Source organism: Pseudomonas sp. C321, from assembly GCF_055407105.1.
Map to the genome: position 1 here is coordinate 236,996 of NZ_JBUZRB010000004.1, position 22,119 is coordinate 259,114.

The window sequence follows — 22,119 nt, forward strand, 5'->3', positions numbered from 1 at the left end:
CTGCAACGAGACTACGCCATGGATGCTCGACAGTTTGCTTTTCTGGTCCGCCAACCATCGGCTGCCTTGCAGTCGCGCGAGCGCTTCTGGGGTTTGCCCAAGCGCGGTTTGGCGCTGATCCTGGCCAATGCCATGTTCTGGCAACCGCTGTGGGCCCAGGCCGCTGGCATCGTGGTCAGTGCACCGGGCACCAGCCTCAGCCAGGCGGGCAACGGCGTGCCCATCGTCAACATTGCGGCGCCCAATGCCAACGGCTTGTCCCATAACCAGTTCAAGGACTACAACGTCGCGGCGCCGGGCCTGATCCTCAACAACGCCACAGGGCGGACCCAGGATACCCAACTGGGCGGGATCATCGTCGGTAACCCCAACCTGCGGGGCCAGGCGGCCAATATCATCCTCAACGAAGTCAACGGCGGCAGCCCCAGCCAGTTGCGCGGCTACACCGAAGTGGCGGGGCAGTCGGCCCATGTGATCGTGGCCAACCCCTATGGCATCAGTTGCAATGGCTGCGGCTTTATCAATACGCCGAAAGTGACCCTGACCACCGGCAAGGCGATCATCGACAACGGCCAGATCAATCGTTATCAGGTCGACCAGGGCAATGTGTCCATCGACGGTGCCGGCTTGAACGCCAGCAATGTCGATCAGTTCGAAATCATCACCCGCGCCGCAAAAATCAACGCGCAGATTCAGGCGAAGAAACTCACCATCGTCGCCGGTCGCAATGACGTGGACGCACGCACCTTGAACGCCACGGCGCGCGCGGCGGATGGCAGCCAGGCGCCGGACCTGGCGATCGACTCGTCGGCGTTGGGCGGTATGTATGTAGGCGCGGTCAAGCTGGTCGGTACCGAAACCGGTGTGGGTGTGCGGCTGTCGGGTGACATGGTTGCCGGCGGTGATATCCAGATTGATGCCGCAGGCCATGTGGTCATGGGTCAGACCTCGGCAGCCACAGCCGTTAACGTGAAAGCTCAGAGTGTCGAAGCTAAAGGCGCGGTCTACGCCGGTACTGATTTATCGGTGAAAACCCAAGGTGCCTTGACCAACCAACAAACCCTCGCCGCCAAAGACAGCATCACGCTGGACGCCGGTGGCCGGCTAACCAACAACGGAATCATCGAAGCTGGCGTCAACGCCGACACCAGTCGCAACACCCGAGGCGATGTGCGCCTGAACGCGCAGGCCATCGACAACACGGGTAAGACCGTCATTGCCAGCCGCGACCTCACCGTCAACACTGGCGAACTGGCCAACCAGCGCGGCACGTTGAGCGCCCAACGCGACGCGCGACTCGCCGCCACACGCCTGGATAACCAGAACCAAGGCCGAATCCTCAGCGCGGGCAGCCTTGGCATAAAAGCCGATCAACTGCTCAACAGCCAGGGCGGTCTGGTCACCAGTACCGGCAACCTTACGGCCGGTATCGGGCAACTGATCAACCGCAGTGGCGAGCTGTCTAGCCAGGCGCAAGTCACGCTGCAATTGGCAGCGTTGGATAACGTGGCGGGGCTGGTGTCGGCCGGGCAGACGTTGAGCCTGAATGCCACGGGCCCGGTTAATAACCAGCACGGTACCTTGCGCGGCGATATCCGCCTGGACTTGAAAGCCGGCCACGTGGACAACAGCGCGGGCGGGCGCATCAGCGGCGGGCAGACGCTCAATGCCAGCGTCGAAAGCCTTGATCAGCACGATGATGGTCGGCTCTTCGGCCAGAGCGATGTCAGCCTTGACCTCAATCGCGGCCACCTGAATAACCAGGGCGGCGTGATTAATGCCCCGGGGCGCTTGTTGCTGAGCAACCTCAACAGCGTCGATAACCAAGGCGGTGAAATCTCCAGCAGCCAGGCATTTACCCTGGCCGCCGACACCTTGAACAACCGCAACGCCAAGCTCCTCAGTGAACAGGCACTGACCGTACGCATCGCCCAAGCGCTCGACAACACTCAAGGCCTGGTCTCGGCCAAAGCCTTGGATGTACGTGCTGGCAGCCTGGACAACAGAAGCGGCACACTCAGCGCCGGTGACGGGCTGCTCGCGCAGGTCGATGCGGCGCTGGATAACCGTAACGGCAAGGTGTTGGCGCGTACCGCATCGGTCAACAGCGCGTCTTTGGACAACCGCCAGGGCCTGCTGCAAGGCGACACTACGCTCACCCTCAACAGCCTTGGCCTGATTGATAACCGCCAAGGCACGCTGTTCGCCGGGCAAGGGTTTGATATCGCCGCCGGCAGCCTGGACAACAGCAGCGGCAAGCTGACCAGTGACGGCCGCCTGACCGCGCGGATCAGCGCGCAACTGTTGAACCAGACGGGTCTTTTCACCGCGGGCGGCCTGCTGCAAGTCAGCGCCGCCAGCCTCGACAACAGCGCCCAGGGCAACCTCTACAGCCAAGCGGGCGTCAGCCTGGACCTGAACCACGGCCACTTGAACAATCAGGGCGGCTTGATCCACGCGCCGGCTGTGCTGCTGAACAACCTCAACAGCGTCGATAACAGAGGCGGGGAAATCTCCAGTGCACAAGCGTTGGATTTCAACGCTGACAGCCTCGACAACCGCAGCGGCAAATTGCTCAGCGAGCAAGGGTTGCTGGTGCGCATCGCCAAGGCCCTGGATAACACCAAAGGCTTGGTTGCCGCGACTGGGCTGGACCTTCAGGCCAACAGCCTGATCAACGCCGAAGGCACGCTGAAAGTACGCGATGACCTGAAGGTGTCCGTCGATACCGCGCTGGACAATCGCCAAGGCGAAATCATCGGCGCGACCACCACCTTGAGCAGCCTGACGCTGGATAACAGCCATGGTCTGCTTCAAGGGGACACGTTGCTCACCGTCACCCATACCGGCATCGCGATCAACCGTGGCGGTCGTTTCGTCAGCGGCCAACAGCTGAATCTGAGCATCGGCCAGTTGGATAACCGTGGCGGCAGCGTCGCGTCGGCGGGGGCGATGCAGGTCAACGGCACGCTGCTGGATAACCGCGAAGGCGGCTTGCTCAATGCGCGTAAGTCGCTGGCAATGAGCGTCGACAACCTGGACAACCGCGGGGGTGAGGTTTCCAGCCTCACCGACCTGTCCTTCAGCGGCAAACAGTTCGACAACAGCAACGGCGGGCACCTGCTGGCCAACGGCGCCATGCAGCTGACCCTTGAACAGCTGAACAACCAACAAGGCACCGTGCGCAGTGATGGCAACCTCACGCTGCAAGCCACCACACTGAACAACGACGGCGGCCGCATCAGCAGCGGCGCGGCGCAGCGATTGAACGCCACGGGCGCCGTCAGCAACCGCAACGGTGAATTGCTCAGTGCCATGGCGCTGACCCTCAACAGCGCCAGCCTCGACAACCGAGGTGGCAAGCTGATCGGCGACGGTGCCGTGAAGGTCACCACCGGCGCGTTGAACAACCAGAACAGCGGGCGCCTCACCAGTGCCGATCGCCTGGACTTGACCGCAGGGCAGGTGGATAACCGGCTCGACGGCAATATCGCCAGTAACAAGGCGCTTACCGCGAGCATCACCGGTCTTGATCAGCGCGGTGGCGGCAAGCTCTACAGCCTCAGCGACCTGAGCCTGGACATGAACAATGGCCACCTCAATAACGCCGGTGGCCTGATCCATGCGCCGGGCCAATTGCTGCTTAAAAGCCTGTCCACGGTCGCCAACCAGAACGGCGAGATATCCAGCGAGCACGCGTTCACCCTGGCCGCACAAAGCCTGGATAACAGCGACGGCAAGGTGCTCAGTGACCAAGCGTTGACCCTCAAGCTCGACCAGGCACTGATCAACATCAAAGGCCAGATTTCTGCCGCCGGGCTCAGCGCCCAGGCGGCACGCCTGGATAACAGCAGCGGCGTGTTCAGCAGCTCCAAGGACCTGACGCTGAGCCTCGGTGGCGACCTGCTCAATGACGACGGTGAAGTCTCCAGCACCGGCGCGAGCGTGGTCAACGCGATGACGTTGAATAACCGCAACGACGGCCACGTAATGGGTGATATTAGCCTCGACCTGACCACCACCGGTGCCCTGTTCAACCAAGGCGGAACCTTAGGCAGCGGCCAGCGTTTGAATGTCACTTCGGCCAGCCTGGATAACAGTCAATCCGGCAGCGTGGTGAGCGATGGCGGCCTGACCGTGAAGGTCGATGGCCTGTTGGACAACCAAGCCAAGGCCAGTGTGAAGGCCAAAGGCGTCGTGGATATCCAGGCCGGTAGCGTGGACAACCGTGCAGGCCGCTTGTCTGGGCAAAACCTGCTGACCCTGCGCAGCGCCAGCCTGGATAACCGTGGCGGCGCGGTGCGTGCCAATCAGGACCTGAACCTGTACGTCGGCCAGTTGGATAACCGTCAGGGCGTGCTCAACAGTAAGCAGGCGCTGGCACTCACCGGCCAGTCGCTGAGCAACCAAAGCGGCTTGGCCAGCGCCGTCGGCCCGGTGCACCTCACTGTCGACAGCGTCGAAAATGCCAAGGGCCGCATTGCCAGCCAGGCTGATCTGGACGCTACCGTCGGTATCCTGAACCAGCAGGGCGGCCAGCTGGTCGCCCAGGGCAACCTGACCCTCAACGCCGACACCCTGGATAACCGCAACGGCGGCGTTCTCGGCGCGACAAAAGCGTTGAAACTCAAGGTCAACAACGCCGACAACCGCGCCGGGGAAATCTCCAGCCAGCAAAACATCGACTTCAGCGGCCAGCGCCTCGACAACAGCGGCGGCAAGTTGCTGGCCGGGACTGCGCTGGAACTGGCAATGGGCGAGGTGATCAACCAGGCCAAGGGATTGGTCTTCGCCCAGGACGCCCGCTTTACCGGCAGCCGTTTGGATAACACCGAAGGCACCTTCGGCGCCAAGCGTTCCCTGGCGCTGCAATTGTCGGCAGGGCTGGACAATACGCGCGGCAAACTCAGCAGCGAAGGGTCGATAGACCTGGCTGCCCAGCGCATCGATAACACCGGTGGCAGCCTCTCCGGCGCCGGCCCGCTGACGATCGCCAGCGCCACGGATTTGATTAACCAGGGCGGCACCGTCGAGAGTGCACAAAACCTCAAGCTGACCAGTGCCAGCCTGGATAACACTAACGGTCTGATCAAAAGCCAGGGCGGCGCAACCCTCGCGACCGGCGTGTTTAACAACGGCGTTGACGGTCAGGTCACCAGTGCCGACAGCCTCGATCTCACGGCCACCCACGTCACCAACAGCGGGCATATCCGCAGCGTTGGCAGCTTGAACGCCAACCTCACCGGCCTCACGCAGTTGGGCGGCGCCGAGCTGTTGAGCACCACGCAACTGAACCTCGACCTGCACGACGGCGAGCTGGTCAACGCTGGCGTGATCAACGCACCGATCCTGGTGCTGAACAACCTCGCCAGCATCGACAACCAGCACGGCGAAATCTCCAGCCAGAACGCTTTCACGCTGGCGGCAAAAAACCTCGACAACAGCAACGGCAAACTCATCAGCAACCAAGGGCTGACCTTGCGCGTTGACCAAGTGCTGGCCAACGTCAAAGGCCATATTAACGCCGTTGGCCTTGACGCCCGCAGCACCCGCTTGAACAACACCGACGGCCTGCTCAGTGGCCGGGGCGATGTCACGATCAGCGCTACCGAACGGATGGATAACCAGCGCGGCAGCGTGATTGCCGACGGTGCCTTGCTCCTGACCGGCGCAGCCCTGGATAACCGTGGTGGCGAGATTGCCGGCAAGGCTCAGGTTAGCGTTAACACCGACCACCTCGACAACCAGAACGGCAAGCTGATCAGCACCGAAGGCCTGCACCTGCGCGGTGCAAGTCTGGATAACCGCAGCGGTCTGGTAGGCGCGACAAAAGCGCTGAAACTCGACGTGGGTACGATCGACAACCGTGCCGGTGAGCTGACTGGCAACGCCGACGTCAGCGTCACCGGCCAGCAGTTGAACAACAGCGACAAGGGCGTGGTGTTTGCGGGCGGCGGCCTGAGCCTGGCGGTGGACCAGGTGATCAACCGCACTCTTGGTGAATTGAACGGCCAGCGCCTGACCCTGACCGGCACCTCGTTGGACAACAACGGCGGGAAGCTGCTCAGCGAACAACCGCTGATGGTGGAACTGGCGGGCGACTTCGACAACAGCGAAGGCGTGCTCAGCAGTGAAGACGCGCTGAGCGTCAAGGCGCGTAGCCTCATTAACAACAAGGGCAGCCTTTCCAGCGGCCAAGATTTGAACGTCGCCGTTACCGGCAACCTGGATAACCAAGACGGCAAGTTGGTCACCGACGGCAGCCTGACGCTGCACAGCGCAAGTCTGGGCAACCATCAAGGCGCCATCAGCGGCAAGGGCCCGGTTCTGGTCACCACCGGTACGATGAACAACCAGGGTGGCCACCTCAACAGCAGCGATACGTTAGCGTTGACCACCGGGCAGTTGAACAACGGCGGCAGCATCGGCGGCGAGAAGGGTATGACCGCCAGCGTCACCGGGCTGGACCAGCAAGGTGGCAAGCTGTTCAGCAACGCCGGCTTGAGCCTGGACCTGAACAACGGCGAGTTGAACAACACCGGCGGCTTCCTCAATGCCAAGGGCCCGTTGCTACTTAACAACCTCAACACGGTCACCAACCAGAATGGCGAAATCTCCAGCGGCCAAGCCTTCACCCTGGCTGCGCAAAACCTGGATAACAGCAACGGTAAACTGCTGAGTAACCACGGCCTGACACTGCGGATCAATCAGGCGTTGACCAACCTCAAAGGCATGATCGGCGCTGCCGGCCTCGATGCCCGCACGGCGGCTTTGGACAACCGTGGCGGTACTGTGAGCAGCCGCGGCGACCTGCTACTGAGCAGCGACGGCCAGTTGAATAACCAAGACCAGGGCCTGATCAATAGCCTGGGGAGCCTGAACCTCACTGCTGCCAGCCTCAACACCGGCAACGGCGGCGAAGTCTCGGCCAAAGGTGCGATGGCTGTCGGCGTCAGTGCTCTGGCTTCGGCGGGCGGTCGTATCGTCGGCGAGCAAGGCGTGACCCTCGATCTCAACAACGGCCACCTGGATAACCGCAACGGCCTACTGCTTGCCAACGGCCCGCTGACCCTGAAAAACCTGCGTGACCTCAACAACCAGGGCGGCGAAATTTCCAGCCAGCAAAGCTTCTCTGTGACGGCGCGAAGCCTGGACAACACCGGCGGCAAGCTGATCAGCAGCCAGGCGCTGAGCGTCAACGCGGGCACGTTGGTCAATACCACGAAGGGCTTGCTGAGCGGCTGGGAAGGCCTGAACGTCAGCGGCGGCACCCTCGACAACCGCGACCACGGCACACTTTCCAGCCGCAGCGGCGCGATTGATGTGCGCCTGTCCGGCGCGCTGCAAAACAACACCGACGGTGCACTCGTCAGCCACGGGCGTTTGGACGTCAGCGCGGCCAGCCTGGATAATCGCGGCAACGGCGTGCTTTCCAGCGGTACCGGGCAAAAACTGGCGGTGACCGACGCACTGGTCAGCGGCGACGGTGGTTTGATCGAAAGCGGTGCCGAGTTGGATGTGCAAGCGGGCACCCTGGCCAACCAGGGCACGATCAACGTGCAACAAGGGTTCTCCTTCACCGGCATCGACCTCACCAACAACGGTGGCAGCCTGATCAGCAACGGTGGGATGACCCTCGACCTGCTCGGCAACCTCAACAACAGCGGCGGCAAACTGGCTAGCGCCGGGCCGTTGCTGCTGAAGCGGGCCAACCAGGTCTACAACAACGCCGACGGCCAGATCATCAGCCAAAGCCTGCTGACCCTGCTCACCGGCGGCCTGGACAACAGCGAACGCGGCACCCTCGCCGGTAAAGAACGGGTGGCAATCACCAGCACCGGCGCCGTGCAAAACCAAACCGACGGTTTGATCTACAGCCAGAACGCTGACGTGCAACTGAACGCTGCTGGCCTGAACAACGCCAAGGGCAAGGTGCAAGGCCAGACCGGCCTGGGCTTGACCGTCAGCGGCGACGTCGATAACCAGGGCGGCAAACTGGTCAGCGCCCAGGGCCTGAACCTGCTCGCCAACCGCATCGACAACCAGAACGGGCGCATCGCTGCGCAGACCGGCGACGCCGTGGTCAACGCCAACTACTTCGCCAATGCCAACGGCGGCATGTACGCCAAGGGCTTGGTGCGCGTCGGCGGGCAAACGCTGGACAACAGTAACGGCCAGATTGGCGCCGGCGTGATCGACCTGGGGCTCAACGGTGCGTTACGCAACCAGGCGGGGATCATCGAAAGCGACACCACGCTAAACCTGCTGGCCAGTGACGTCGACAACGTCGGCGGCCAACTGCGTGCGCTTGGCAGCAGCGGCAAAACCACGGTTCAGGTGGGTGGGCAGATCGACAACCGCAATGGCCGGCTGGAGACCTCCAACAGCGACTTCACGCTGACCGGGAGCCTGCAGAACCAGGACGGCAGTGTGCTGCACGGCGGCGCTGGGACGTTTGATATCGCCACCGCCAACCTCACCCGTGCCGGCGGCAACGTGGTGACGCGCGGCGGCTTGACCCTGACTGCGGACAGCTGGACCAACAGCAGTGTGATCCAGGCGGGCCGTTTGACGGTGAACGTCAACACCCTGAACCAGACCGCAGGCGGGCAATTGCTGGCGTCGCAAAGCCTTGTCGGCAGCGGCGGTAACTGGAACAACGATGGCTTGATTGCCAGTGACGGCAGCGTGGCGGTGCAGTTGGGCGGCGGTTATGAAGGCAACGGTCGAATCAGCGGCCTCGGTACGCTGGACCTGACCGCTTCGCAAATGATCCTCAAAGAGTCCGGCAGCCTGGCAGTCGCGGGAGCGACTCACGTGACAGTCGGCGGCCAGTTGACTAACCGAGGGCGCCTGACCTCCGGTAGTGGCCTGCGCATTGACGCCGGCAGCGTGGTCAACACTGGGACGCTTGGGGCCTCACAGAATCTTGACGTGACTGCCCAAAGCTTGCTCAACGACCACGTTGCGGGCGACCTCAATGCGCGCAGCTTGGTGTTCAGCGGCCAAGACTCGACGTTCAACCTGGGCAGCCTTACCAACAATTATTCGGACATCTACAGCCTGGGCAACCTGACGGTGGCCGGTGTTGCCAATGGGACATCCGCACAAAGCGTCAGGAACGTTTCCGCCAGCATCGAAAGCATGGGCGACCTCAGGCTCTCGGCCAATGAGGTGGTCAACGAACGCGAGAAATTCCAGCTCAACCAGCGGTTGACGTCGGCGGGCGTGAGCATTCGTTGTACGCAACATTGCAGCGGCGGCTGGAGCGACAGACGACCTAACCTTACCGTGAGCCGCACGGTTGAGAGCGTGGTCGAAGCCGACTCACCTTCGGCCACTCTCAGCGCAGGGCGCAACATGGTGATCAGCGGCCAGAACTTCACCAACCGCTACAGCGTGGTGTCGGCGGCCAATGACCTGTCGATTACCGGCGAGAACATCCTGAACCTGGCCGCCACCGGGGGCTCCGGTACTCAGAATCAGAACTTCTGGGGCTCGACAAAAATCCCCAAGGGCCAGTACAACCAAATGGTTGCGGCGGTTCAGGCCTACAGCCAAGCGCACCCTCAAGGCACGCCTGTGGATGAGGTGGCTTTCGCTGCATTGATGGCAAGGTTCAGCCCGTCGATCTTCGCGGGCATCAATGCGCCCATAGCCGTGCGCGGCGGCACGCAAGTGGTGGCCCCGGCAATTATCCAGGCCGGCGGCAATGCTCAACTCACCGCCAGTAAAAACATCAGCAACATCACTGTGCTTAAAACCACGCTTGGCGTAGGTGGCCGCTCGCTGGATACCGGTGTGGGCGCCAACAAAACCCAAGTTGTGGTGCTGAACGCACAATTACCGCCCGACCTTGCCCAACAGCAAGTCAACCCGTTGACCCTGCCGGGCTTCGGTTTGCCAAGCGGGCAGAACGGCCTGTTCCGCTTGAGTGGGCAGGGCGGCACCAGCGGGCAGGCGATCGGCAATCAGGGCGAGGCTCAAAATTGGACACTGGGCAGCGCAAGTATTGACCCGGCCAAGCGTGAACAAGCGCTGCCTGAAAACCAGGGGCGTACGATCCAAGTCGAGGGCGCTGCCCAAGTCACCGCCAGTACGCATCAAATCGCCTTGGCCGCCCGCGAAGCCAACGCAATCGACGCCGTCGCCAGCGCCATCAAGATTGACGCAGTCGGCAGCGCTGACGTGCAGACCTTACAACCTGGCCGTACCAGCGGCGCCGACATCACCCGCGTAGAAGGCATTGATGCCCGCAACCCGGCTGATGGTTCCCGGCCTGCGGTCGGCGCAATCGACCTGCCCGGTATGACTGCTGCCGATCGCGACGCCCGAGTTGTGCACACCGCTTCCAATGAATCCGGCGGCGCTCGCCCCGACCTGAGTGACCGTGGCACCAACGTGGTTGCCATCGCGCCACAGACTGCCGTCGGGCAACCCACCCCGTTGACCAGCCAAACCTTCAGCCGGGTCCAAGGCCTGCCTGACAGCCGTGCGGCCTCGCAGCCGCACAAGTACCTGATCGAAACCAACCCGGTACTCACCGACCTCAAGCAATTCATGAGCTCGGACTACATGCTGCAAGGCCTGGGCTACAACCCCGACGAGAGCTGGAAGCGCCTGGGCGATGGCCTCTACGAACAGCGCCTGGTTCAGCAGGCAGTGCAAGCGCGTACTGGTCAACGCTTTATCGACGGCCAGAACACCGACGAAAAGCTGTTCAAGTACCTGATGGACAACGCGATCAGCAGCAAACAGCAACTCAACCTGTCGGTGGGCGTGAGCCTCACCTCGCAACAGGTCGCTGCCCTGACGCATGACATCGTGTGGCTGGAACAACACGAAGTGAACGGTGAAAAGGTCCTGGTGCCCGTCCTGTACCTGGCCCAGGCCGACAACCGCCTGGCTTCGAATGGTGCCTTGATCGCCGGTAACGACCTGAACCTGATCGCCGGCGAAAACCTGGTCAACGCCGGCACCCTGCGCGCCACCAACAACCTGTCGGCGAAGGCGGCCAACGACCTGACCAACAGCGGGCTGATCGAGGCGGGCAATCGTCTGGACTTGCTGGCCGGCAACAATATCGTCAACAAAGCCGGCGGCATCATCGCCGGACGCGATGTGACGATGACCGCGATCAATGGGGATGTGATCAACGAACGCAGCGTGACCGGGTGGGACGACAAAGGGGCGGGGTATTCGCAGCATCGCGACTACGTTGACAGTGCTGCTCGAGTTGAGGCGGCCAATGACCTGGATATCAGCGCCGGCAAAGACGTTGCCAGCATCGGTGGCGTTTTGCACAGCGGTCGTGACACGACAATTGTGGCTGGACGGGATGCCAGCCTGGTGTCTGCCGAAGAGCGCAATGCCACCGATATGGGCAAGCGTCTGCAATTGAGCAATGCCACGCAACACGGTTCCAGCGTAGACGCAGGTCGCGATATCAACGTCAAAGCGGGCCGAGATATCACGGCTATCGCCAGCCAGATCGATGCGAAGCGGGACATCAATATGAGCGCTGGCGGCGATATGCTTCTGGCGTCCGCAGCGGATGAGGAACACTTCTCGAGTAAATCTAAAAAGGAAAAGCGTCAGGAAGATCATGTCAGTCAGGTGTCGACCACGCTGAGTGCCGGTGGGGACGTATCACTCAGTGCCGGTAAGGATCTGGCGATGAGTGCCAGCCGCATCAGCGCAGGGGATGAGGCGTACCTAGTGGCGGGTGGCAGCCTGGGCTTGTTGTCAGCGGAGGACAGTGATTACTCGCTGTATGACATGAAGAAGAAGGGGAGTTGGGGCTCTAAGAAAACCCAGCGTGACGAAGTGACTAAAGTCACCAACATTGGCAGTGAAATCAAAACCGGTGGCGACCTCACGATTCAGAGTCAGGGCGACCAGAAATACCAGGCTGCCAAGTTGGACAGTGGCAATGACCTGACCATCGCCAGCGGTGGTGGCGTGACCTTCGAGGGCGTCAAAGATCTCGATCAGGAGAGCCACGCCAAGAGCAAAAGCAGCCTTGCCTGGAACAGCATGAGCGGCAAAGGCAACACCGACGAGACCCTCAGGCAGACCCAAATGGTTGCCAAGGGTGAAATCGCGATCAAGGCCGTTGATGGTCTGCATATCGATGTCAAACAGGTCAATCAACAGACCGTCAGCCAGGCCATTGATGCGATGGTGAAGGCTGATCCGCAAATGGCGTGGTTGAAGGAGGCTGAGAAGCGCGGCGATGTTGATTGGAAGCTGATCAAGGAGACGCACGACTCCTATAAGTACAGCAACTCCAGCCTTGGGCAGGGGGCGATGCTGGCTATCATTATTATTGTGACCGTGTTGACCGCAGGGACCGCGAGCGCGGGTGTTGCTACTCTCGCCGGAGCAACGCCTGGCTCTGTGATGGCTGCTGGCGCAGCTGCTACCACCGGGGCTGCAGCTACCGCAACCACCGCCGCTACCGTGGCTACAGCTGCATCGGCTGCGGGTTGGGGTAACGTGATCGCAACCGGAATGCTGACCTCCATGGCGGGCACCGGGGCCGTTAGCGTCATCAACAACAAAGGCAATCTCGGGGCTGCTTTCAAAGACACATTCAGCAGTGACAACCTGAAAAGTGCGCTGATTTCTGGCCTTGCTGCCGGTTTCACAACGGGTGTCATCGATCCGAACTTGGGAGGCACTACCAAGCCTTTCAATAACCTCACCAAAGGTTTTGATCTCAAAACGCTGGAGGGTATTGGAGGCTTTGCGGTTCACGCGGCAGCTCAAGGTGTGGCTGCTGGCACCATCCAGACCGTGGTTGGTGGCGGAAGTCTGAGTAAGAACGTTACCGGTGGCTTGGTTTCACAGGCCGGGAATGTGGTGGCTGCGACGGCCTTCAACTACGTGGGCAGCTATGCCCAGGAGCATTGGCAGGCCGCAAAGAACGTCGGTGATACCACTGGCATGGCGATGTGGGCGGAGGGAGGTTCAGCCCGAGTCACCATGCACGCCTTGTTTGGTGGTGCGGTTGCCAGCGCCACGGGCGGTGACTTCAAGACTGGGGCTATCGCGGCGGGGGCAAGCCAGGCAATGGCGCAGGTCCTGAACGATACGTTTGATAAGCAACCGGAGTTGAGACAAGCGTTCGCACAAGTTGTCGGTTTGACTGCGGCAGGGCTGGCCGGAGGTGATGTCAATAAAGCGTCTTGGATTTCGCAAATGGCGGATCAGTACAACCGTCAACTGCACCAGAAGGAAACGATCGCGCTTGAGGCGTTGCAGAAAGACGACCCGAACAACGCTTATCAATTGAAGGCTGCGGCATGTGCCTTGGTGCACTGCAGCGCTTCCGTTCCGACTGAAGATCCAAACTACAAATACATCCGCGATCTTGAGTTGGATGGCGGCGCCTTTAAAGATGCTCAGAAACAACTGTTGGCAACGGGTGCTTTTGATGAGTACGGCAGGTGGGATAAAGCAAACGACAAGCTGTTGAGGAATGACGAGGCACTTACCCGCTCTGGAAATGCGGGGCGAGCTGTCCTTGGGGCAATGGGGGCTGCTGGCGGATTCGGCGGAGCAATCCTGATGGCGCCTGCCTGCGTGACCGTCGTGGGTTGTGCAGCACCTGCACTTTCTGGCTTGGGCGGCGCGCTTTCCTTCCACGATGGTATGCAGGCGACGGGTGCGCTTCTAACGCCTTATCAATACACGCAGGGGAGCAAGGTACTCGACTCGTTCAGTATGGATACCTACCCCGGCGATGTTAACCCTATGCGTGATTATGGGACTGCGGCGGCCAAAGCTGCATTGGAAATCGCCCTATTCAAGGGGGCCAGCAAGTTGGCAGGGGCCGGTGATTCGATTTTGCTGACTCGCGGTAAGACGAGTGCAACTGACGGCGCTGGCGGTACGGTCAATGTTCCCCAAACGGTGCCCTATGGTGCAAAAGCAACCGGCGAGGTAGCTGCTACCGTGCCGCGGACTCCTCTAGCAGGCCCGACAGGTAACTGGAAAAATTACACTCACGCAGAGGCTGTCATTCAGACCCAAGCATCTGGCCGGTTGGTAAATGCAGAAAAAGCGGTTATTGATCCGAGCAAAGTGACATCTTATGCATTGAACACAGCGCACCCTGTTGGCGGTAACAAAGCAAAGGTCTTTGAGTCGGCCTTGGGCTACAATCAAACGAATGCTGCCAGTTTAATAACAAAAGTACAGGAGGGTGCGATGCTGTATCCTGCGAAGTTAGGCGCTTCTGATAAATTTGGTCAGCGTATAACTATAGATATGCCAATAACTGGGCCAAACGGTAATACGGCAACTGTCCGTACAGGCTGGATATATGATCCGGGTTCTGCCACGCCTAGGATGACGACCCTCTATGTCAAGTAAGGAGTATAAGGTGGGTTATTCGCTTTTTGATGTGGTTGTGTTAATCGAGGATATTCCGGAGGAGGGGTTGCGGGCGGGTATGAAGGGGGCGATTATTGAGATCTATAGTCAGCCAGTTGAGGGGTATGAAATAGAGTTTTGTGACGAGCAGGGGCGAACAGTTGCACAGTTGGCATTATCCTCTGATCAATTCCAGCTGTATAAGTAGGTGCAAAAGGCGCTAAGGCGGTCCCTGATTTCTATACCAGCGGAAGAAAAGGGGACAGATTTATTTTTCACCCATTTGCTAAGCTGTAAGCTCCTAAGAAAGGAGGTTGCTTATGCCCAGGATGGGACGTGTTGTTCTGCCAAACTACCCCCACCACGTTGTGCAACGTGGTCACAACCGCCAGACGGTGTTTGCAGCGCCGGAAGACTACCAGCGCTATGTAGGAGATCTTCGAGAACTCAAGGATGCATTTGGAGTAAAAGTATACGCCTATTGCCTGATGACCAATCATGTTCATCTGTTAGTCGCGCCAAGCGAGTCGGTGGCTGGGTTGGGGCAGTTAATGAAGGCGCTTGCGGCTCGTGCCACCCGTTATCGGAACAGGCTAGAGGGGCGAACAGGTACGTTATGGGAAAGCCGCTACAGGTCAAGTGTGGTGCAATCTGAGACTTACCTACTGGCGTGTTGTCGGTACATCGAACTGAATCCTGTACGTGCTTGCATGGTGGCAGATGCAGCGGATTACCCATGGTCGAGTTATAACGCCCGCGTTGGCGGTTCACCTGATAGTGATTGGTTGGATATTGATGCCTGTTTTGATTTGTTAGGGGGCACAACGCTGGAGCGTCACGAAAGTTACAAGGCATTTATGAGTCAGGCTGTTTCAAGTGAAGAGCTAAAGACAATTCGTCAGGCTCTACAGCGTGGGCAACTTACCGGGACTACTCGTTTCATTGATGAGGTTGAGCGTATAGCAGGAATCCGAATAGAGCATCGGGGGCAGGGTAGGCCACGGCGTGATGCATAAAAATAAATCTGTCCCCTTATTTCCAAGATCAAAAACAACACCTTGTTTCCTTCGTCGTGGACGGATGCGCAGACTATGAGCGCGGTGCGAGCCACCGGAAACGGGCCGGCTCTCGCCACTCGACCTGATGGGGCGTCATTGCATCAAACGACAGTCAATGGGGTTAAAGTCGAGGTTATTAAAGTCGGTGATCGTGTGACCGCTGGCTATCCTTGCGGCAGAGGCTGTACGGATCCGACAAAATTCTGATAGGTGAGCGATGTTTAAAGAATATGAGGTTTTTCTGGATTCGATCGGTTCTCAAGACTACTGGTCGGATGTTGGCGTTGATATTGCTTGCGCTCAGGTCTCTGAGTTCGCTGACTCGGACTGGCGTGAACTTGAGTCTGCCCTTGGCGTGAAGCCTGATGTGTGGCTGGGCCGGTGTGCCGAATCCCTCAGTGATGTGAGTGATGAACGAGCTTTGCACGTACTCTTAAGGTTGCTTGAAGCGAAAGAGGAGTCAGTGGTCATTCATGCACTTGAGTCAATCGATGCGCTCTTTTTGGCGGGTTATATTCTTGATGCGAAGCCAGTCATAACGGCCTTGAGCGAAGGCGTTGATGCTTCAACGCGAACCCTGGAATTAATGGTGGCGACGTTGATCAGAAAGCTTAAATAATAAAATAACCAAGGGCGAGTGTGGGTCATTGAAGGGCGGGCGAGTCACTGGGATCGAGTAGCATGTGTCTTCACCTATGTGCTTGAGAGTACAGCCGCACAGGCAATGGCTGTTTTCTGGTTCGTGATAGATCAGTGTGCGAGGAAATTGTGGTGGCAACGGTCTGCGCTTGGGCTGCTGGCGTACTTTGCCTTCGACAGGCGCTGGTTGCAGCGCCTCAAGTTCGGCTTCGATAGCGGCGATATCGGTGTCGATCAAGTCGTTGAGCAAGCTGGGTTGATCCGGACTTAGCTGCTCGCTGCGCTTGGCAAACCTGAAGCGCTTAAGCAGCGCGATCTCGTGGGACAGCTTCTCGAGCCCCATGAAAGACAGGACACCGTTTCCCCCTTACGATAAGGGATAGGCAAACGGTTATGTTTATGACCAAAGTACGGCGAAGCAGGCCTGTGGACGATGCTGATCTGGTGGTTGAAATCCAGCAACAGGTCAGCGAACTGCCCAGCTATGGCTACCGTCGGGTCTGGGGATTGCTGCGTCGCGCCCGTACAACGACGGGTTCAACCAAACAGGCTAGAGAAGAGGAAAAGCCTGCAGTTAAAAACTGCAGGGCGAGGTGGCTTTTAACCTTGACTTGAGACCGGCTAATGGGCGTCCCCTTTCTTTTCTTTCTTTTATGCCACCGGGATCAGCAGATCGGCAGCCGATAATCGGCCTACCAGCGCCCGTCATAACGCAGCCAGAACACTCTCCAGCTTTTCCTGATCGCGCGCGAATTGCCGAATCCCTTCCGCCAACTTCTCCGTGGCCATCGCATCTTCATTGGACGCCCAGCGAAATTGCGCTTTGTTGAGGTGCAGGCGAGCTTCCCCGGCATTTCCCGGAACCAATAAACGCTCCAGTGGCCCCTGATCTTCATCGAGTTTTTGCAGCAGGTCAGGGCTGATGGTCAGTCGGTCGTAACCGGCCAACTGTTCGATTTGGCTCAAGGTGCGGAAGCTGGCGCCCATGACCACGGTCTGGATGCCGGCTTTTTCCAGGCGCTCGGCGGTGCGGATGCCTTCCCAAGTAGAGGCTAGCTTGATCAGGACGCGGTCCCGGCTCACGCCAGCCTGGTCGTAAAGGGCGATCAACTGGTTGGCCTTGGTCCACAGCGCCTCTTCGTCGAAGGATAGGCGGGCGTCGACCTCGATGGAGATACGCCCCGGAATCACTTCCAGGATGCCGCAGCCCACCGATACCCGACCAAAACCATCGGCATTTCTTGATCGCCATCAAGCAGCTTTTACCCCCTCACTTTCTATCATGGTCCCTGCCAAGCAATGAGGAAGCGACCATGTCAGAGACCTTCACCAAGGGCATGGCCAGGAATATTTACTTCGGAGGAAGCGTGTTCTTCTTCCTGATATTCCTGGCACTGACCTACCACACCGAACAAACCTTTCCCGCCCGCAGCAACCAGGACCAGCTCACCGAGTCAGTCGTACGCGGCAAGGGTGTCTGGGAGCGCAATAACTGCGTCGGCTGCCACACCCTGCTGGGCGAGGGTGCTTACTTTGCGCCGGAGCTGGGCAATGTGTTCAACCGCCGGGGTGGTGACGAAGCGTTCAAACCCTTCCTGCACGCCTGGATGAAAATGCAACCGTTGGGCGTACCCGGGCGGCGCGCCATGCCGCAATTCAATTTAAGCGAGCAGGAGGTGGACGATATGGCCGAGTTCCTTAAATGGAGCTCGAAGATCAACACCAATGGCTGGCCGCCAAACAAGGAGGGCTGAGGAATGCGCATCGCCAATCCATATCTGAAATTCCAATCCCAGGCTGTGGCCAAACCCTACTTCGTCTTCGCGCTGATCCTGTTCCTCGGCCAGGTGCTGTTCGGTTTGATCATGGGCCTGCAATACGTGGTGGGCGACTTTCTGTTCCCGTTGATTCCCTTCAACGTGGCGCGGATGGTCCACACCAACCTGCTGATCGTCTGGCTGCTGTTTGGCTTTATGGGCGCAGCCTACTACTTGATTCCCGAGGAGGCTGACCGCGAACTGCACAGTCCGAAACTGGCGATTATCCTGTTCTGGGTGTTTGCCGCCGCTGGCGTGTTAACCATCCTCGGTTACTTGCTGGTGCCCTATGCGGCCCTGGCCAAGCTGACCCACAACGAACTGCTGCCGACCATGGGCCGTGAATTCCTGGAGCAGCCGACGATTACCAAGATGGGCATCGTTGTCGTCTGCCTGGGCTTTCTCTACAACATCGGCATGACCCTGCTCAAGGGCCGCAAGACCACCATCAGCATGGTGATGATGACCGGCCTGATCGGTCTGGCGGTGTTCTTCCTGTTCTCCTTCTACAACCCCGGCAACCTGGCACGTGACAAGTTCTACTGGTGGTGGGTGGTGCATCTTTGGGTGGAAGGCGTATGGGAGCTGATCATGGGCTCGATGCTGGCCTTCGTGCTGATCAAGGTCACCGGTGTCGACCGTGAAGTGGTGGAGAAATGGCTGTACGTAATTATCGCCATGGCTCTGATCACCGGGATCATTGGCACCGGTCACCACTTCTTCTGGATCGGCGCACCCGAGGTGTGGCTGTGGGTTGGTTCGATCTTCTCCGCGCTTGAACCGCTGCCGTTCCTGGCGATGGTGATGTTTGCCTTCACCATGGTCAAACAGCGTCGGCGCCAGCACCCCAATCGTGCGGCCACGTTGTGGGCCAAGGGCACTACCGTCACGGCGTTTTTCGGCGCAGGGGTCTGGGGTTTCCTGCACACCCTGGCACCGGTCAACTTCTACACCCACGGCACGCAATTGACAGCGGCCCACGGGCACCTGGCGTTCTTCGGCGCTTACGCAATGATCGTCATGACGCTGATCAGCTACGCCATGCCTCGCTTGCGTGGCCTGGGTGAAGCGCCGGACCAGCGCTCCCAGACTATCGAAATCTGGGGCTTCTGGATGATGGTTTTGTCCATGGTGATGATCACCCTGTTCCTCACCGCCGCCGGTGCAGTGCAGGTCTGGTTGCAGCGCTGGCAGGTAGACGGTGTGGCCTTGCCGTTCATGGCCACGATGGATCATCTGACTCTGTTGTTCTGGGCGCGACTGGCCAGTGGCGTGGTGTTCCTGCTGGGGCTGCTCTGCTACCTGTACAGCTTCCGTCAGCGGGGCCGGGTCAAGGTGGCGGGCGCACCGGAGCCGATTGTCTATTGATCGCTGAACGTTAATCCCCAAGAGGGCGGTCCGGCTGATACAGCGGGCCGTTTTACGTCTGGAGCACGTCACATGGCCTTTACCCTTGAGTTGGAAGAGTGGGTCGGCAGTGTCTGGCACCGCTTTATCACCCGGCACGCCAGTGCCGATTTCCCCGAAGCGCGGGTTGATCTGGCCGACCGTCAACGCAGCCTGGCCCTGTTGTTCCGCGCCCTGGGCGGCGCCAGCGGGATTTCCCTGGAAGCCGCCAGCGAGCGTGATCTGTTACTGCGCCGCAACCTGTTGATGCGCATTGCCGGTACCTGCAAGCAAGCGCCGCTGGCGTCCTGCGACGGTAGTCGCCTGCGCCTGCCAGCGAGCCTGGCGGTGTTCCCCGATGCATCGCTGAACCGCGAGTTGTACCGCTGGCTGGCGTTGCTGGCAGCGCAATCGGGCCCCATGACCCATTGGGCGCGCGACAATCAACGCTGGACCTGGCTGCTGCTGCAACGCTACCCGGCCATGCTCCCCAGCTACCATCGGCTGGTGGACGCGCACATTCAACTGCGCCCCGATCCGGCCAGCCTCAACCCCGGCGAAGCTGCCCTGGAAAAGTCGCTGCGCAAAGCCCTGCGTGAACCCGGCAGCATCCGCGATCTGCCACGCAGTGAGCGGGCCGCCTGGCCATTGCCCTTGTGGCTGTACCCACCCTTGCACCTCAACAGCCCCCAGGCCGGTGACCTTGAGGATGACGGCGACGACCTGGCCACCAGCCCCGGCGAACAGCAGGGCGCACCCAAACGCGCCACCCGCGTCGACGACAATACCCGCGACGGTGGCCTGCTGGTGGTGCGCCTGGAAAACCTGTTCAGTTGGACCGAACACGTCGACCTCGATCGCTGGTCCGACGACAGCCAGGACCCGGATGCGGCACGGGTCGCCGAAGACCTGGATCAGCTCAGCCTGTCCCGCCAGCGCGTGCGCAAGAGCGGCGGCTTGAAGCTGCACCTGGATCTGCCGCCCGCCGACGTCGATGACATTCCCTTGGGCGAAGGCATCAAGCTGCCCGAGTGGGATTACCGCCAGCAACGCTTGCAGGAAGGCTTCGTCAACCTGCAACTGATGCAGCCCAGGGATAGTGAGCCACAGCCATTGCCGGCGCGCTTGCTGCCCCAGGCCCAGCGTTTGCGCCGCCAGTTTCAACAACTGCGCACCGACCGCCAATGGCTGCGCCAACAACCCCAGGGCTCGGAACTGGACCTGCAGGCATGGCTGGATTTTCATGTGGAGCGTCAACACGGCCCCTGTGCCGACCGTGGCCTGTTCATGGAGCAGCGCCATACCCGGCGCGACTTGGCGTGCCTGCTGCTGGCGGACGTGTCGATGTCCACCGACGCCCATTTGAACGATGAGCAAAAGGTCATCGACGTGATCCGCGACAGCCTGTTGCTGTTTGGTGAGAGCCTGTCCGGCCTGGGGGATGCGTTTGCCCTGTATGGCTTTTCTTCCCTGCGTCGGCACCAAGTGCGCCTGCAGCAACTCAAGTCATTCCAGCAGCCTTACGACGACCGCACGCGCGGCAGTATCCAGGGGCTGAAACCGGGCTACTACACCCGCATGGGCGCGGCGATTCGCCAGGCCACGCAACTACTGGGTGGCTGCAAGCAGCGGCGCAAACTGCTGCTGATACTCACCGATGGCAAGCCCAATGATCTGGATTTGTATGAGGGGCGTTACGGCGTCGAGGACACCCGTCAGGCGGTGGTGGAGGCGCGGCGTCAGGGCTTGACCCCGTTCTGCATCACCATCGACAAACAGGCTGGGGATTACTTGCCGTACATGTTCGGCGCCCACGGCTACACCCTGATCCGTCAGCCGGAACAGTTGCCGTTGCGCTTGCCTCAGCTCTATCGACAGTTGACCGAGCGTCAGTAGAAGTCCCGAGGCAGCCAAAAGAACATGACGATGCAAAACAGCGTCAGGCCCAGGCAAAACCATTGGAAGCGTTTGAGTTTACGGGCCTGGATGCTGGCCTTGGAGGCGGGCAGGGCCATGGAACAATGCTCGCACTGCTCACCGTCAACCGCATTGGGATGTTGGCAATACAGACAGACGCGCACTGCGTTCACTCAAATTGCTCCAGGCGTGGGCGATCGAGAATGGCAATCTGCCGACCGTCCTGGGTGATGATCTTTTCATCAATCAGCCGGCGAATGATCCGCGAGAAGGTTTCCGGCTGGATCGACAGGTGCCCGGCGATTAACTGCTTGGCCATGGGCAATTCGAAACTGCTGTCGATGCTGTGCAGGCGCACCAGTTGCGTGAGCAGGTAGCGCACCACCCGGTGGGTGGCGTTCTTTAGCGACAGGGTTTCGATCTCGTTGACCCGCTGGTGCAGGCGCACGCACAGCTTGCCCAGCAGGGCGAAGGTCAGGCGGCTGTTGCTGTGCAGCAGGCGCATGTAGGTGGCGTTGGACAGGCGATACAACTGCGTGGGGCACACCGCTTCGGCGCAGGCCACGTAGTTGGGGGTGTCCATCAGCATCATTGCCTCGGCGAAAGTATGCCGTTCGCCAATCACTTCGAAGACCTTCTCCTGGCCATCCGGGGTCAAGCGGTAGATCTTCACCGCGCCGGCAATCACGAAGTAGAACGAGTCGGCTGGTTCACCCTGGCGAAACAGCGGCTCGCCCTTGTCTATGCTCAGCAAGTGACTGGTGGACATCAACTCATCCATCTGTTCCTCGTTCAACGGCTCGAATAGGTGATGGCTGCGCAGGATCTGGTGATGGACGCGGTGCAGAACCATGGGCGCATCCTTGGGGCACGACAGGGACGGGATCATACGAGCAACAACGACAGGCCACTGGCCGCCGCCA

General features: G+C 59.9%; 10 protein-coding genes and 3 pseudogenes. 9 read left to right on the forward strand and 4 right to left on the reverse strand.

Annotation, left to right across the window (positions count from 1 at the left end; all coding sequences use genetic code 11):
* Positions 1 to 18 precede the first annotated feature (18 nt).
* The 5 genes from ACZRJ6_RS13845 (at position 19) to ACZRJ6_RS13865 (ending at position 16,056) form a co-directional block, all read left to right on the forward strand.
* Positions 19 to 14,379, forward strand: coding sequence for a two-partner secretion domain-containing protein (locus ACZRJ6_RS13845; RefSeq protein ID WP_463968721.1), 14,361 nt, complete (start codon positions 19 to 21; stop codon positions 14,377 to 14,379).
* Between the two features lie 10 nt (positions 14,380 to 14,389).
* Positions 14,390 to 14,587 carry a DUF4926 domain-containing protein gene (locus tag ACZRJ6_RS13850; RefSeq protein WP_463968720.1) on the forward strand — a complete coding sequence of 66 codons (198 nt, stop codon included), beginning with the start codon at positions 14,390 to 14,392 and terminating at the stop codon, positions 14,585 to 14,587.
* A 112-nt stretch (positions 14,588 to 14,699) separates the two neighbouring features.
* Complete coding sequence (locus ACZRJ6_RS13855) at positions 14,700 to 15,395, forward strand: transposase (protein ID WP_463968719.1); 696 nt, start codon at positions 14,700 to 14,702, stop codon at positions 15,393 to 15,395.
* 27 nt (positions 15,396 to 15,422) lie between these two features.
* Positions 15,423 to 15,644 (forward strand): EndoU domain-containing protein, encoded by a 222-nt coding sequence (locus ACZRJ6_RS13860; RefSeq protein ID WP_463993542.1) that lies wholly within the window; start codon positions 15,423 to 15,425, stop codon positions 15,642 to 15,644.
* A gap of 10 nt (positions 15,645 to 15,654) precedes the next feature.
* A complete protein-coding gene (locus ACZRJ6_RS13865; RefSeq protein ID WP_463968718.1) occupies positions 15,655 to 16,056 on the forward strand; it encodes a HEAT repeat domain-containing protein in 402 nt (133 codons plus the stop codon).
* A gap of 42 nt (positions 16,057 to 16,098) precedes the next feature.
* Here ACZRJ6_RS13865 and ACZRJ6_RS13870 read toward each other — a convergent pair.
* Positions 16,099 to 16,413 (reverse strand): annotated as a pseudogene (locus ACZRJ6_RS13870) (transposase domain-containing protein); the annotation flags it as partial.
* 74 nt (positions 16,414 to 16,487) lie between these two features.
* On the opposite strand from ACZRJ6_RS13870, the pseudogene ACZRJ6_RS13875 reads away from it, so the two are divergent.
* Positions 16,488 to 16,613: pseudogene (locus tag ACZRJ6_RS13875) on the forward strand (IS3 family transposase); the annotation flags it as partial.
* A gap of 168 nt (positions 16,614 to 16,781) precedes the next feature.
* On the opposite strand, the pseudogene ACZRJ6_RS13880 reads toward ACZRJ6_RS13875, so the two are convergent.
* Positions 16,782 to 17,294, reverse strand: a pseudogene (locus ACZRJ6_RS13880) (transaldolase family protein); the annotation flags it as partial.
* Between the two features lie 95 nt (positions 17,295 to 17,389).
* Between ACZRJ6_RS13880 and ACZRJ6_RS13885 the strand changes: the two are divergent.
* The 3 genes from ACZRJ6_RS13885 (at position 17,390) to ACZRJ6_RS13895 (ending at position 21,175) form a co-directional block, all read left to right on the forward strand.
* Positions 17,390 to 17,830, forward strand: a complete 441-nt coding sequence (locus ACZRJ6_RS13885; protein WP_133101017.1) for a c-type cytochrome — start codon at positions 17,390 to 17,392, stop codon at positions 17,828 to 17,830.
* 3 nt (positions 17,831 to 17,833) lie between these two features.
* Positions 17,834 to 19,261 (forward strand): cbb3-type cytochrome c oxidase subunit I, encoded by a 1,428-nt coding sequence (locus ACZRJ6_RS13890; protein ID WP_463968717.1) that lies wholly within the window; start codon positions 17,834 to 17,836, stop codon positions 19,259 to 19,261.
* 72 nt (positions 19,262 to 19,333) lie between these two features.
* A complete protein-coding gene (locus tag ACZRJ6_RS13895) occupies positions 19,334 to 21,175 on the forward strand; it encodes a nitric oxide reductase activation protein NorD (protein ID WP_463968716.1) in 1,842 nt (613 codons plus the stop codon).
* Here ACZRJ6_RS13895 and ACZRJ6_RS13900 read toward each other — a convergent pair.
* Together ACZRJ6_RS13900 and ACZRJ6_RS13905 are read right to left on the reverse strand one after the other, a co-directional pair.
* Positions 21,169 to 21,360 carry a protein DnrP gene (locus tag ACZRJ6_RS13900; protein ID WP_463968880.1) on the reverse strand — a complete coding sequence of 64 codons (192 nt, stop codon included), beginning with the start codon at positions 21,358 to 21,360 and terminating at the stop codon, positions 21,169 to 21,171. The genes ACZRJ6_RS13895 and ACZRJ6_RS13900 overlap by 7 nt on opposite strands.
* A 5-nt stretch (positions 21,361 to 21,365) precedes the next feature.
* Positions 21,366 to 22,049, reverse strand: a complete 684-nt coding sequence (locus ACZRJ6_RS13905; RefSeq protein WP_463968715.1) for a Crp/Fnr family transcriptional regulator — start codon at positions 22,047 to 22,049, stop codon at positions 21,366 to 21,368.
* Positions 22,050 to 22,119 lie beyond the last annotated feature (70 nt).